At 59.3% G+C, this 14577-nt stretch carries 10 protein-coding genes and 6 pseudogenes; 3 read left to right on the forward strand and 13 right to left on the reverse strand.

The window, feature by feature from the left end; genetic code table 11:
* Positions 1–577 precede the first annotated feature (577 nt).
* Positions 578–796, forward strand: a pseudogene (locus OKW41_RS16630) (alanine racemase C-terminal domain-containing protein); the annotation flags it as partial.
* A gap of 2 nt (positions 797–798) precedes the next feature.
* On the opposite strand, the gene OKW41_RS16635 reads toward OKW41_RS16630, so the two are convergent.
* The 7 genes from OKW41_RS16635 to OKW41_RS16665 all read right to left on the reverse strand — a co-directional run bounded on the left by OKW41_RS16635 (position 799) and on the right by OKW41_RS16665 (position 6527).
* On the reverse strand, positions 799–993 hold the full coding sequence (locus OKW41_RS16635) for a hypothetical protein (protein WP_429444176.1): 195 nt from the start codon (positions 991–993) through the stop codon (positions 799–801).
* A 1041-nt stretch (positions 994–2034) separates the two neighbouring features.
* Entirely contained in the window at positions 2035–2304 is a 270-nt protein-coding gene (locus OKW41_RS16640) for a YbdD/YjiX family protein (RefSeq protein WP_187639504.1), read from the reverse strand.
* 2 nt (positions 2305–2306) lie between these two features.
* Positions 2307–4367, reverse strand: coding sequence for a carbon starvation CstA family protein (locus tag OKW41_RS16645; protein ID WP_429573199.1), 2061 nt, complete (start codon positions 4365–4367; stop codon positions 2307–2309).
* A gap of 122 nt (positions 4368–4489) precedes the next feature.
* Positions 4490–4792 carry a hypothetical protein gene (locus OKW41_RS16650; protein WP_429444178.1) on the reverse strand — a complete coding sequence of 101 codons (303 nt, stop codon included), beginning with the start codon at positions 4790–4792 and terminating at the stop codon, positions 4490–4492.
* 120 nt (positions 4793–4912) lie between these two features.
* Positions 4913–5203 (reverse strand): hypothetical protein, encoded by a 291-nt coding sequence (locus OKW41_RS16655; RefSeq protein ID WP_429443994.1) that lies wholly within the window; start codon positions 5201–5203, stop codon positions 4913–4915.
* Between the two features lie 365 nt (positions 5204–5568).
* Positions 5569–5919, reverse strand: coding sequence for a VOC family protein (locus OKW41_RS16660; protein ID WP_429573200.1), 351 nt, complete (start codon positions 5917–5919; stop codon positions 5569–5571).
* Between the two features lie 158 nt (positions 5920–6077).
* The gene (locus OKW41_RS16665; protein ID WP_429573201.1) at positions 6078–6527 is read right to left on the reverse strand and encodes an NUDIX domain-containing protein; all 450 of its coding nucleotides are present in this window, start codon (positions 6525–6527) and stop codon (positions 6078–6080) included.
* A gap of 609 nt (positions 6528–7136) precedes the next feature.
* Between OKW41_RS16665 and OKW41_RS16670 the strand changes: the two genes are divergently transcribed.
* The gene (locus OKW41_RS16670; protein ID WP_187639681.1) at positions 7137–7328 is read left to right on the forward strand and encodes a hypothetical protein; all 192 of its coding nucleotides are present in this window, start codon (positions 7137–7139) and stop codon (positions 7326–7328) included.
* A complete protein-coding gene (locus OKW41_RS16675) occupies positions 7321–9390 on the forward strand; it encodes a recombinase family protein (protein WP_187639680.1) in 2070 nt (689 codons plus the stop codon). The genes OKW41_RS16670 and OKW41_RS16675 overlap by 8 nt, the downstream gene beginning before the upstream one ends.
* Before the next feature lie 27 nt (positions 9391–9417).
* On the opposite strand, the pseudogene OKW41_RS16680 reads toward OKW41_RS16675, so the two are convergent.
* The 6 genes and pseudogenes from OKW41_RS16680 to OKW41_RS16705 all read right to left on the reverse strand — a co-directional run.
* Positions 9418–10011, reverse strand: a pseudogene (locus OKW41_RS16680) (IS3 family transposase); the annotation flags it as partial.
* Between the two features lie 259 nt (positions 10012–10270).
* Positions 10271–10500 (reverse strand): annotated as a pseudogene (locus tag OKW41_RS16685) (IS110 family transposase); the annotation flags it as partial.
* Positions 10501–10541: 41 nt separating this feature from the next.
* Positions 10542–11562 (reverse strand): annotated as a pseudogene (locus tag OKW41_RS16690) (IS30 family transposase).
* Positions 11563–11889: 327 nt separating this feature from the next.
* On the reverse strand, positions 11890–13020 hold the full coding sequence (locus OKW41_RS16695; protein WP_429573202.1) for an IS110 family transposase: 1131 nt from the start codon (positions 13018–13020) through the stop codon (positions 11890–11892).
* Positions 13021–13149: 129 nt separating this feature from the next.
* Positions 13150–13947, reverse strand: a pseudogene (locus OKW41_RS16700) (IS110 family transposase); the annotation flags it as partial.
* A 70-nt stretch (positions 13948–14017) separates the two neighbouring features.
* Positions 14018–14466, reverse strand: a pseudogene (locus OKW41_RS16705) (transposase); the annotation flags it as partial.
* Positions 14467–14577: the final 111 nt, after the last annotated feature.

The following is a 14577-nucleotide window of genomic DNA, read 5'->3' on the forward strand; positions in this document are numbered from 1 at the left end:
TCATCTGGATGCTCCAGGATCCAACCGCGCCGCACCACAAACTGAGAAGTGCTGCGCTCCACGTCCACGCCGAGTTTTTCAACACCATCGGCCGACAACGGAACAACGACCACCGCCTATGCCCGCGCCCATCTGCGGATGCATAGGGAAAACACGCGCATTCGCTATGCTTTAGTTATGTAGACGGCATTCGCAAGCATATCCTTCCGACCACGGGGCAGATGATCCGCCCGACTCAGGGACCGAATGTTGCGTTGATCGATTTATGTACGGGAGACAACCATGGTCAGGCTTTTCTGCATATTGGCTCTAGGGGCTGGCATCGCGGGGTGTGTCATCGCCCAGCCGTACGGCTATCCGGGGTATGGATATGGTCCCGGCTACTACGCGCCTAGCACCAGCATCGGTGTGGGCGTGGGAGGCGGCAGCTTCGGCGGGGGCGTAGGCGTCGGTGTCGGGGTTGGTTTCTGACATCCCCGAATGAACCCGTGCGCACCACGAGCGTACTCAGGCACCCGTACGCGAGATCGGCGTCCGAAATCAGCGTCATCGGCATCCGAGCAACTCACGCGTGAATCAACTCGTGCCCCGCGTCTCTATGCATATGCTAACCGTGGAACTGACGCCCTGCCCGTCTGTGGGAATTGGCTCGAAAATTCGAGCTCTGGATGAGCAGGTGAAGATTGACGATGTCGCGTACGCTGCAGGCACGATTGGATACAAACTCATGTGCGCATTGGCGCTTCGCGTGCCGGTAACGGTGCCTAGTTTCATCAGGCTGATCCGGACGGATTGATGTCAATTCATTTCTGCTACGCCAATGAGATGCTCGATGTACTCGTCAATGCGAGCACGTGCCTCTTCGGCAGCTTGTGCACCGGTTCGCGAAATAAGCGGATATGTGGCGCCGTTGCCTTTGAATAAACCCCCGTGGTGCACCCAGGCGGCGTAGGCAAATACACCAGATTCACGTCGCGTTAGATTGAATGTCACGTCGTACGTTCGTCGCATTCCCTCGGTTCGCGTATAGGGGCATCTGTACAGCTGTGATCGAATCATAAATCGCCTCCCAAATCTGGCCCTCACTTCAATTCATGACCGAGCCACGAAAGATGTCTTTTGGCATCGGTGACGAAGAATCGGTGGCAATGCGTACACGGCGTATGCAACAGTGCGACTCACATCAAATTGATCTGGCCGAAGACTGGTTTTGCTCAGCCGATACCGATGCTGCTATGACGGATTGAGCACGGAGGCTTCGGCAGGGGCTCATCGTCGACGAACGCGCTTCCACATCACACGGCAAACGCGAACGCCGATTCACGATTCGCAAAATGCCCACGATCACCGAGTGAGGTGGCCTCGCCGTCCTCCTCCAGTATCGACACTCGAGCGGCGAAAATGTTGCCGTTCCGTGCAACTGACGGTTGTATCGCTATGCCCTGCTGATAAAAAAGATGACGCCTCCAACGTTATGTTCGCCTGTCGATCAACCTCTTTTGTCTCTGCGGATTCCAAGCACAGTTAGTGCCGTGAGGTCGATTGCAACGGATTGCAGGCAGGAGCCCTTTGGAAACGTGAACTAGCGAGGGTTTCTGGCATCGCAGGGTGAACAGCACCATCCGTCTCGACGCCACTTTCCTGTGGAGGCAGTCTCGAGGACCATCGAATGAATCGGTACGACCAACGAGGAAAGCGCCGAATTCGTGAGGGAGGGCGGCTCCATGTCAGCCTGAAGCGGTGAGCCGAAAGTGCGGCCCGATCGGCTCCTCCGGCCGACGTTGGGACGATCGTCTCCGACGCTCGGATGTCTCTTACCAAGGTGGACGAGACGTTCGAGCGTCCATATCAAGGCGCCAGCCAAACGGCCGTAGATGGCCGAGATGGGAAGCTGGCGATCGGCCGATCGACCCAGCCTCGCAAAAGCGGGCAACGGGAAGCATGATTGGAGGTAATCTCGCTCCCGCCGCATCTAGAAATCAACTCGCGCGTTCTCTGCAAAGGAGGATGGCCATACAGAGGACGCGAGCCGGGCTAACAGCATCTCGGTCCGTTGCGACAGTATTTCCGATCGACGGCCCAAGTGAAGAACTCGCCGCGCGACATCAGCGGATCGCACGGATGACGGGAGGCCATGTGCTCGACATAGCGTTCATAGTCAGGCATGCCGAACATCTGCATGCACGCTCCGCGCATGGTGCGCGCAAGTTCCGAGAGCCGTGTCGCAAGTGCAGTGCTGCCGGGACGGTTGTACGTGCCCTTTCCCGGCATCGCCACAAGTTTGCCATTGAAGATCGTTTTCATGGTCAGGTCCCCTGAGCGCGCACAACAGCAGGCGTCTCGACGACGGTGGGCTGCGCCTGCCTCCGCGCCTGCAAGCAGATCTTGACAGCGAAGACGCACATTGCGATTACCAGCACGACAAAGAAGCCGCAGACAATTGCGTCCAGGTAGTTGTTGAAGGCCACCCGCTCCATTTCCGCAAGCGACTTCGCGGGAGCAAGCACGGTCCGCTGTGCGGCGGCGTCGCTGAACTTGTGCGCCAGCGCAAGGAAGCCGATGCGCGGATCGCTGTGGAAGATCTTCTGGATGCCGGCGGTGAGCGTTGTAATCAGGAGCCACATAGTGGGCACCAGTGTCACCCAGATGTAGCGCTCGCGCTTCATCTTGACCAGCACGCTGGTGCAGAGCAGCAGAGCGATGCCAGCGAGCATCTGATTGCCCACGCCGAAAAGCTGCCAAAGGGTGTTGATGCCACCCAGCGGGTCGACTACGCCCTGATAGAGAAAGTAGCCCCAGGCCGCCACGCAGATACCGGTGCCCAGCAGGTTCGCGGGCAGTAACTGGGTGTTGCCCAGCGGCCGATAGACGTGGCCTAGCATGTCCTGAATCATGAAGCGGCCGACCCGCGTGCCGGCGTCCACGGCGGTCAGGATAAACAGCGCCTCGAACAGGATGGCGAAGTGATACCAGAAGGCCTCCATGGCCTGGCCGCCGAGGGCCTGGCCCAGAATCTGCGCCATGCCTACGGCGAGCGTCGGGGCACCGCCAGCGCGCGACAGGATGCTGGTTTCGCCGATGTTCGCGGCTGTCTGGTTGATCAGTTCCGGCGCGATGACGAATCCCCACCCGGACACGACTTGCGCCGCCTGTGCGGCGGTGGTGCCGATAATTGCCGCTGGGGCGTTCATGGCGAAGTAGATGCCCGGGTGCAATACGCAGGCCGCCGTCAGCGCCATGACTGCGACGAATGACTCGGCGAGCATGCCACCGAACCCGATTAGGCGCATATGCGACTCGCGCTCGATCATCTTCGGTGTGGTGCCGGAAGATATCAGCGCGTGAAACCCCGAGACCGCTCCGCAGGCGATCGTAATGAACAGAAACGGAAAGAGCGCGCCGGAGAAGACCGGCCCGGTGCCGTCGATGAAGCGTGTGGTCTGCGGCATCGAAAGAGCCGGGGCGACGACGTAAATGCCCACCGCGAGAGCCACGATCGTGCCGATCTTCAGGAACGTGCTGAGGTAGTCGCGCGGAGCGAGCATCAGCCACACCGGCAAGCTGGAGGCGATGGCGCCGTACAGAATCAGGGCCCACGCCAGTTGCGGGCCAGTCAACGTAAAGATCGGTGCCCAGGTGGGATCGTTGGCTACCGTCTTGCCCAGGACGATCGAGACGAGCAAAAGCACGACACCGAACAGGGAGGCTTCGCCCACGCGCCCCGGACGAATGAAGCGCATGTAGACGCCCATCAGCAGCGCGATCGGTATCGTCGCCGCGATGGTGAACAGGCCCCACGGGCTGGCCGTGAGCGCCTTGACCACCACCAGGCTCAGGACAGCAAGAATGATGATCATGATCGCGAGCACGCCGACCAGAGCCAGCGAGCCTGGAATCGGGCCCAGTTCCATCTTGATCATTTCGCCAAGGGATTTGCCGTCCCGGCGCACCGACGCGAAGAGCACGATGAAATCCTGCACCGCACCGGCTACCACGACGCCTGCGAGGATCCACAGCGTGCCGGGCAGGTAGCCCATCTGCGCTGCCAGCACCGGACCGACCAGAGGACCGGCGCCAGCGATTGCGGCGAAATGATGGCCGAACAGCACCCACCTGTTAGTCGGCACGTAATCCATACCATCGTCGTGGCGTTCGGCCGGGGTCTGGCGAGTATCGTCGAGCCGCAGCACGCGTTCGGCAATGAACTTGCTATAAAAGCGGTATGCGATGAAATAAACGATGAGGGCTGCGGTCACCAGCCACACCGCGTTCACACTTTCACCGCGCCCAAGCGCGAGCCTGGCGAAAGCGAAAGCGCCGACAGCGGCCAGCACACCCCACACGAGAATGGACGCAAGCTTGTTCATGACGTTTCCCTCTTTCGAACAATGCGTGGCGAAACCGATGACGCGCAACTTTATGTATCGGCGCGCTTCAATGTTCCGCCGCTGAGCAGCAGGCCTGCTTCCCCGTTTTACCGGAAAACAGACTACACCCAGCCCCGAGGTGGCCGCAATGCGCGATTCCCCGCTCGTGCCACGCCGTGCGGCACCGCGGGTGCGTCGCTCATATCGTTGTGGCCAGATCTGTTACCGCGATTTCCCAGCGTTTGTCCAAACATCCGCTCATCCGCCGCCCACGGCCTATCGTGATTGGCAACGACTAAACTGCAACGGTCATCCTGAATCTTGACCTCGCAAGTCTGCGGTGCATAGGCGACGAAATGCGCAGTACGTTTGCGCCATAACCATTCCCGAATGGCGACCGCCACTTCACTTTCTTCGAACATCATGTATAAGGTCCGGTCTGGATGAACTCGGCAAGAAGTGTGCGTGAGCAGCAGCCGGTGAGGCCGCTTCCGTGCTTCGCAATCCGCCCGCTGAACTCACGCGCTGCCAGTCGCGAGGCGAAGTTACTTCAGGTGAATGAGGACTGATCCCTCCGATATTTCCGGCGCGGCCGCGCCAGTGTTTCCAGCGTTCTTCGCGATCCAGTCCTTCGCCTTTTGCACGCTTTCATCGATGCCGGCCTTGTCCTGGCAGACAGTAACCGAGAATCCGCCATCGCCGCTGCGTGCGAGGGTGTAGCCGACGAAGCCTTTGACCGAACGCAGCAGTTCCTCGACGTCAGCCGCTCTTTTCTCCAGTAGATCGAATAACTCCTTTGCACCCTTTCCGGAATATGTCCTTATTACGGTTTGCATGATTGTCTCCTCCTATTTCATGGACCAACGACACGAGCACGCCGCACAAACCATGTGTGCAGCCTCCTCGAACTGCTCTTTCGGACGGCGTGGAGTGTGCGCAACGAATTGAGAAGGCCACGCACCTGATATCCGCGAGCCTTACCAAGTGTAGTCACTGTGCCGCCACAGTAAACCTGGGAAGCGATGCAAAATCTTGGTGCCTTCACCGAACGTCGGCAATTGGACCGTACTCCGCGCGATCCCTTGCCGGCGGCTGGCTGTATGAAGGGCATATACCGACCCACAACAGCCCGTTGACGCCCTTAGGAACGGACACTCGCGACGGGCAACGCAGGCTTAGATTTTCGGGGTAGAACAACCGATTAGTCGTGACATGCGCAAAGTTCGAACTCATGGCCATCAGGGCTAACCAACACAATGCTCTTCATGGCTTCATTGTTTAGCCCGTCGAGAGCGACTGTTGCCCCAAAAGCCTTGGCGCGATCCAGAAATATATGCAAGGCGGATACGTCAAATTCGAACACAGGAACGCATCCGCTCCCGACGAACTCATCGCCAAAATCATTTAGCAGCAATCCGAAGCGGACTTCACCGAGCGAGAATTCGGTCCACCTATCCGACCTGCGGTTCGGCGCGCGTTCCAACAGGTTTTCCCAGAAAGCAGAACTGCGTTCCATGTCCGACACTTTCAAATAGGTGGTTCTAATCCGCATTGACTGCTCCAAGAACGTTTTCGGAAAGACGCAACAGATAATAGAGGTTTCAAAAGTTTCACGTGAACAATTAATTGTCGACGATCTATGCACGAATATGGACTGACCGTTCGTGGCCGGCTGCTGCCGATCACGCGTAGCTGGCTTGTCATCAGCTCTTAGAACTTGCGGAACAAATCGTCGATCGAATACGGTAATGCCAGTTCGGGCATTTCGTGCCTTTTGAAATACCTGGTGGACTTGGTTTCGGTGTCGGTAGGAATTCCGGAACCGCCAGTGATCTTGCACTGAAACAACGTCGCAACGTATTCAACCTGATCGCCATTGGGATACGTGTACCGGAATGCTCGGCCGCCGAAGACGCCAAGAATGCCATGAATGCGGATGGCGTATCCGGTCTCTTCCATCACCTCCCGGGCAATTGCTTCTTGGGGGCTTTCACCCAGTTCAATTTCCCCAGCTGGCAAACTCCAAGCCTCATCCGAAGATTTCTCTTGCAAGAGAAGTCTGCTCTCGTGATCGTGAATCACGGCCCCAACTGACGGGCTCAGTATCAAACCATTACCGACCTTCTGTCTTAACCAACCGATGTAGCTCTCGTCATTCAAACTGCCACCCGCATAGGAAAGTCGAACCGTTGAGATAGAAAACCGAACCTCGGCATCGGAGGCGATTGTCGCGGATCTGAACGGCCTTGTCGAACGGCCGAAAGTGGCCGAGAGATGGCCTCACTCGTTCGGACAGTCTTCTGAGATTTTTAAGTGGAACGTCCGGGGCAGTCATGCTGCCAATTTGATCGCAGGCAGCGTCGCGAAGTATGCCTCATCCGGCGTGCGGTCTTCCAGGCTCGAATGAGGTCGTCTCTGGTTGTACAAGCCGTCAACACAACGCCCATATCGGCGAATCAAAGGAGGTTCTCTACCGCTGGCACCCGTGGTACGGGCACACGGTATGGATTTTCACCACGATAGAGAGGAAGAACGCCGAGTCAGTGCTGCGCTGTGGGCGAGAGCCGTTCGACACGGCGGGCTTGCTGGAGGTGCCGCAATGGATGTTCGATCCCGTTGCCTGCTGTCGCATTACCTCGGCAACGTCTCCCGCCGTCAGCTGTGAAGCATTGAGGGAACTGAAGTACCTGTTGGCGCAGGCGCCTGCTGCCACGCCGCGCGGTATGGTACAAGCCGAGCACCATCCTTTGCTCCGTACAGGAGGTGCTGATGCGACGCCAGACAAACCCCCAACCGGGCGGTCAACTCGACCTGTTCCGTCTCTTTCCGAAGACACCACAATGGGAGCACCTGCCGCAAGAGGTCCGGCAGCAGACGGTGCGTTTGCTGGCGCAGCTGCTGCGGCAACACCGTCGCGGGCTGCTCGCCGCCGTACACGAGCCGGAGGTGCGCGATGAGTGACAAGATTCGGGCGCAGCATCTGGCGCGCAAGGCCATGCTGTACGTGCGCCAGTCGTCGGCCTACCAGGTCAGCCACAATCTGGAGAGCCAGAAGCTGCAGTATGCGATGCAGGATCGTCTGCATCAGTTGGGCTGGAACGAGATCGAGGTGATCGACGAGGATCTGGGACGCTCTGCGGCCGGAACGCAAACGCGCACGGGCTTCGAACGGATGGTCGCAGAGGTCTGTCTTGGGCACGTCGGCGCAGTTGCCGCTCGCGAGGTTTCACGATTCGCGCGCAACAGTCGCGAGTGGCAGCAACTGGTTGAGGTGTGCCGCGTCGTCGACACGGTGCTCGTCGATCAGGAGACCGTCTACTCACCGCGGCAGAGCAACGATCGTTTGCTGCTCGGCTTGAAGGGCAGCCTGAACGAATACGAGCTGGATCTGTTGCGTCAGCGTTCGCTCGAAGCTCGTCGGGAGAAGGCCAAACGCGGCGAACTCATTGTCGCGGCGCCGGTGGGTTACTGCAAGACCGAAGACCAGCGCCTGGAGAAGGATCCGGATTTGCGCGTGCAGGACGCCATCCGCTCAGTATTCCGCCAGTTCGGCGCGATTGGTTCGGTGCGTCAGACGTTGTTATGGTTCCTGGAGCACGGCCTGCAGTTGCCGGCATGCATGCCGCGCGGCGAAATCCAATGGAAACGGCCGAGCTACGGCACGGTGTACCGGATCCTGACCAACCCGATCTACGGTGGCACGTATGCCTATGGCAAAACCGAATGCGCGATCCATTACGAGGCTGGGGAACCACGCAAACGTGATCGCCGCAAACCACGGGATCAGTGGCTTGCGCTCATTCCGAATGCCCACGAAGGGTACGTTGACTGGGACGAATTCGAACGGATCCAGTGTGCCATTAGCGGCAACCTGCGTCTGGCCGGACACGCTGGCGCCCCGAAGAACGGTGAGGCCCTGCTGGCGGGACTATTGCGCTGCAGGCGCTGCGCGAGCAAGCTGACGCTACACTACACGGGTAACAGGCACGACGCCTTGCGCTATAGCTGTCATCGCGGCTGGATGGACAAGGGGCAACCGCGTTGTATTGCGTTCGGTGGCACACGCGCGGACGCGGCCATCGCCGAGGCGGTCTTGCAGGTCGTTCAACCGGCGGCAATTGAGGCAGCAATCGTGGCGCGCGAAGAAGAGACCCTGAAGCAGGACGAAGTGCTGGCCGCGTTGCAGCGGGATCTTCAGGCTGCACGCTACGCCGCGCAACGCGCGCAGAAACAGTACGATGCTGCTGACCCCGAGAACCGGCTCGTCGCCGACGAACTGGAGCGGCGCTGGAATCATGCGCTACTACGCGTCGAGGAACTGGAATCGCGTATCGAGCAACAGTCGCGCACATCCGGCCAGATACCGCCTACCCAGCCAGAGGAGTTTGCCGATCTTGCCACTGCATTGGAATCGATCTGGCCGCAGGCCGACGCCCGCCTGAAGAAGCGCATAGTGCGCACCCTGATCCACGAAGTCGTCGTTGACGTTGACGACGCAACGAGCGAAATCGTGCTCGTCATTCACTGGAAGGGCGGAGTACATACCGAGATTCGCGTGCCGCGGCGGCGCCGCGGAGAGAACACTACGCATACGTCACGTGAAGCAATTGATGCCGTGCGCCAGCTTGTCCGTATCTGTCCGGATCTGGTGATCGCCGGCGTACTCAATCGCAATGACCTGCGAACCGGCCGGGGTAACTTCTGGACCCAGGAGCGAGTCACCGCGTTGCGCAGCCACCATCAGATCCCGGTCTATTCGAGCGAACGACGTGCTGCTGAAGGATGGATGACGTTGACCGAGGCATCGGCGTTCATCGGTGTGAGCCCCGGAACGCTCAGGCTCGCAGTTGAGCGCAACAAGATCCCAGCCGAACATCCGTTACCCAACGGGCCATGGATCTTCAATCGCAATTCGCTGACCGGGGACGCAGTTACCGAACTCGTCGGACGGGCTCGCGCACGGCGTGGACACCCCACAATACCAACGACACAACAGGGCTCTCTAGATTTATCAACAACATAGCGAGGTTGGGCAGTATGAAACGCACTTGTACAGATTGATGTAGTCGCCGATTGAGCGCCGGGCGTGGCCGACCGATTCATAGGCTTTCAGATACACCTCTTCATATTTCACGCTGCGCCACACGCGTTCGACGAACACGTTGTCGCGCCAGGCGCCTTTGCCATCCATGGACAGGCGGATGCCCCTGCCGAGCACGGCCCCGGTGAACACTGTCGCGGTGAACTGGCTGCCCTGGTCGGTATTGACGATCTCAGGTTGCCCGTACTTTGCGAACGCTTCTTCCAACGCCTCGACAGCGTGCATCGCCTCCATCGTGATCGCTACGCGGTGGGCCAGTACCTTCCTGCTGGCCCAGTCCACCACGGCGGTCAGATACACGAAGCCGCGCGCCATCGGGATATAACTCGTATCCAGTGCCCAGACCTGGTTTGCCCGATTGATCGTCATGCCCCGCAGCAGATACGGCCAGATCTTGTGCTGAGCATTGCGTCGGCTCGTGTTCGGCTTGCAGTACAGCGCCTCGATACCCATGCGCTTCATCAGCGTGCGCACGCGCCGGCGGCCAATCTCGTGTGCCTCGCGACGCAGCAGTCGCGCCAGCATCCGCGCTCCGGCAAACGGAATCTATGGTCACCCCCGTTTTTGCAACCTTGATTTTTGACGGCGTGGTTGGCTTGCCAAAATCTATCCGGCGTCGTGTAGGGATAGCTCCCCGCGCCACGATGAGAATCGCGCCTGACGGTCCCAAAAAACTCCATCGGCTTCAAGAGCCATTCCCGTTTTCGGGTTTTCCGTCAGGCCGGTGTGCCGTTCACGTCATCAAATTTCAGCGGTCGCAAAACCAGATAGGTACTCGGTAAAACAGTGTGGGATCGGCTGGTCAGGCAGGCATGACGGCCGCCTTCGCATCGAAGACAGTATTTCGAGTGACCAGCGCCCAGGCCGTGCGCGCCAGCTTATTCGCGAGAGCACACGCCACGACATTGGAGTGGCGCCGCGCCAGCAAGGCACGAACCCAATCGGCAAGTGGGCCGCTCTGGCGCCCGAGTCGCTGCATGTAAGCTCTAGCGCACTGAACCAGCAGGCGCGGATGTTTTTATCGCCCCGCTGATATGACTCGGCGGTTTCAAGAGTGAAGCGCAACAGCGGGTTTAATGTTTAGAGCCTTGAGGTTGACTTGCTGAAGCAAGGGTCGCGGCGAAGACCTCGAACGGCGAATGGAAGGCATGACTTGCACGAGGTCGGCTGTTCAGACTGTCGGCGATAGCGTCAAGTTCGTCCTGACTGTAGACCGAAAGGTCCGTGCCTTTGGGCAGATACTGGCGCAGCAGCCCGTTGGTGTTTTCGCAAGTGCCGCGTTGCCAGGGACTGTGCGGGTCGCAGAAGTACACCTTCACGCCGGTTGCGGCGGTGAGTTCTTGATGCCGCGACATTTCTTTGCCCTGGTCGTAGGTGAAGCTCTGCCGTAATGGCGCGACAATCGAATTGAGTTTGGCGGAGAAGCCGGCCAGCGCTGAAGCGGCGGTGGCATCTTCCATCCTGGCAAGCAGCACCAGACGGCTGGTCCGTTCGACCAGCACGCCTACCGAGGACTGGTTGCCGGCACCCTTGATGAAGTCGCCTTCCCAGTGCCCAGGCAGCAGTCGGTCTTCGATTTCGGGCGGCCGCACATGTACTGACCATGTCGGGAATCTGTCCGCGCCGGTCTGTGCCCCGTGTACGCGGCATGCGCGTGCTGTGGCCATGGCGCAAGCACGCAATGAGCTGACGGCGCAGTTCGCCGCGCGGCTGGGCGTAGATAGCCGTGTAGATGGTTTCGTGCGAAACCTGCTGGGTTGGGTCGGTCGGATACATACGCTTCAGTGTGCCCGATATCTGCTGAGGTGACCATTTCCACTCGAGCAGAGTGAGAACGATGCGCCAGCAGACGCTTTGCAGGCAAAGCTTTGGGGGGCGGCGACCCGCGCTGCGGCGTGCGGCACTGAGCGCTTCAGCCGACACGGACGCGTAGCCAGCAGGCAAGCTGTTTCGCGCCAGTTCACGGCTAACGGTGGCTGGCGAGCGACCGAGTATCCGGGCCATGGCCCGGATACTCGAACCCTGCAGATGCAGACTTGCAATGATCAGGCGCTCTTCAGGCTGAAGTTGTTGATATTGAGTTCTTTCGTGCATCGCAACACCTTATACGAAACAGGTGTTGCACTTCAGATTTGAGGCCGCCCTCCCAGTGTCAATCTGGATCGGTTTTCACCATTTACTCCATGGTCAAAGCAAATTTCCTGAAGGCGGCGTAGCAGTAAAACTCGACGGTGGATCACGCTGACATTCGCGGGTTGGTTGCCGCATTACAGAGGTCCGTCTCATGAGCCTGCCGCTTCCTTACTACGCAAGTCGACTGATGCCGTTGCCAAACGTGGTCGCGGGTTACTCGAATACCGGGCTGCGCCGCCTTCAGGAAACTCTTGATACTGGTTGGTCTTTTTACGTACAGCCCTTTGTTCATGCGGATTGCGCGCTTGGCGGTAAAGCCAGCGTCATTCCCAATCGGCCGACGTCCCAGATCAAGCCCGCCAGCTCGCGTGCAATAGCGATGATGGCCACGTGCGCGGTCTTCCCTCTGGCGACGAGCTTGCGATATCGCCTGCACAGTCTTAGTTGCGCGTCCCAGGCACGGTCGATTATCGGCTTGGGTAGCCCTTCATGCCGGCGCTGGATGTCAATGCTCACGCGGGCAGGATGGCGGTAACTCCAGGCGGATTCGACCAATAGCTTGCGCGCATAACTGTTGCCTGTTTTGGTAATGCTTCCTTGGCGTCGCTTTCCGCCTGAGGAGTGCTCAGAAGGCGTCACGCCGAGCCACGCCATCAGCTGTCGCGGATGCTCGAAGCGCGACAGGTCACCCAGCTCGGAGACCAGGCCGATCGCCGACGTGAAGTTAATCCCGCGCATAGCCTGCAACGCGAGTACGACCGGGTAAAACCGCCAGCTGGTGACAGATTCACGCAATGCCAGTTCCAGCCTTTCACATTGCGCGAGCCGGTCTTCGATCGTGCGCCGGTGTTCATTGAACGCCAGTTGTTGCCATGCGCTGTCGAACGAGAACGTACTTATCCAGCGTCGGTGGGTGGGCCCCCAGTTGGGGTGACCAAGGTAACGAACGCCGTGGGCAAGCAGAAACGATTTGAGCCTGCAGCGTGCGGCCTTCAGATCTTCCCTGGCAGCTGACCAGGCGCGTGCCAGGTCTCGGAACGCTTCGTCTTCAACCGATGGCACATGTACGGCCGAGAGGTCGCCGGCGCGTAGCGAACGCACTAGCTTGATCGCGTCGCGACGGTCTGTTTTGACGCGATCTCCCGGTTTCCGTGGAATGAGTGACGGTGCGCAGACCATGCAGTCGAAGCCTTTATCGATCAGCCTCCTGTACAACCCATATCCGCAGGGCCCCGCTTCATAGACAAAGCAGATGTGCCGCGCCTTTGTTTGCAACTTCTTGCACAACCGGTCGATATCAATATGCATGGCGCCGACCTTGCCAAACAGTTCAACTTCGCTCATGCCGATCGCGTACGCAACCGTGATCGAATCCTTATGGACATCCAGTCCTACGTACAACGTGCTATCGTTTTCCACGCTGGCCTCCGTGTCGGAACAGACCGTTGAGCAGTGGCTCCGTCCCCACTCAATGCGGCTCTGGCAGCAATGCTAACCCGCGCTTAATTCCCCTCGGCGGCCAGCCTTGCCGAACGGGAGTCATACTGACTTGCTGATCCCCAGCAGGTTGGCTCTGCCGCCGGTGCTGTATTGGCGTGGCACGAGACCAAGCGATGCCGCGAAGTCCCGGCTGCATCCGTACTGCTTGCCGTCGCCCATCTCGGCGCTCAACACGCTCGCCGTTATCGGGCCGACTCCGGGAATCGTCAGCAGACGCTGACCGAATTCATCGTCGGCAAGTTGGCGCGTCATCTCCTTGTCGATCTCGCCGATCTGCTCGCTCAGGTACTTGAAGTGCGCATGCAGGCGTTCGAGGATGGCGACGAGGTGCGGCGGCAGTGAATGTTCGGCGAGCACCGCCGGCAAGCGTTTGATAACGGCGTTGCCGATCGGCAGGCTGATGCCGAACTCAAGCAGAAAGCCGTGCATCTGATTGACGGCTTTAACCCGATCACGGACCAGCGAATCGCGGACCCGATGCAGGGCTGATAGCGTCTGCTGTGATTCCGTCTTTGGTGTCACAAATCGCATGGCGGGGCGCGAGGCCGCCTCGCAGATCGCCTCGGCGTGCACGAAGTCGTTCTTGTTGCTCTTGACGAAAGGCCGCACGAACTGCGGCGAGATCAGCTTGACCCGGTGCCCCAAGCTGACCAGCTTGCGAGCCATGTGATGTGCACCGGCGCACGCTTCCATGACCACCGTGCAGGCGTGGAACTTGGCAAAAAACTCCAGGAGCTGCTTGCGCCCCACCTTCTTGCGAAACACGGCTTTGCCGCGCCGATCCTGACCGTGGAGATGAAACGAATGTTTGCCAAGATCAATTCCTACCAGTGTCACGTCTTGCATGATGGGCCTCTCCACAAAGGAAACCCCTACAGCGTAGTCCGCTCATAGGGTGGGGGTGACCATCTCATTACTCCATGTGCAGTTCGTCGATCCGGCGCATCAGCAACAGGTCTGCCTCGCTCACCGGTTGCGCCCGGTAATACACGCTCGATCTTGCGATACCAACGAGTCGCGCCTGCTGCGAGACCGGCAATGCGTGCGTACGATCGATCATCGCTTTGCGCTCAGCAATCCCGCCTTGTTGAGCGCGCCGCTTAAAAAATCGTTCTCCAGCGTGAGCTGGCCGATCTTCGCATGTAGCTCCTTCAAATCGACTTGCGGCTCGCTCGACGCCGTGCCGCCTGCGCCAAACACGTCGGCGGCACGTTCCTGCAACTGCCGCTTCCATTCGGTGATCTGGTTCGGGTGCACATCGAACTGCTGCGCCAGTTCGGCTAGCGTCCGCTCGCCCTTGACCGCCGCCATCGCCACTTTCGCTTTGAACGCGGCTGAGTGCGTCCGTCGGGTTCTCTTCGTCATCTTCCTGGTTCCTTTTTCGGCATTATCGCCGGCTCAGGCCCCGAGCATTCCACTTATCCGACTGTCCGAATTTGCGCGCCCACCTCTCCGCGTCAGGACTTATCACACATT

Source organism: Paraburkholderia sp. UCT70 (assembly GCF_050434085.1).
Lineage (GTDB): Bacteria > Pseudomonadota > Gammaproteobacteria > Burkholderiales > Burkholderiaceae > Paraburkholderia > Paraburkholderia tuberum.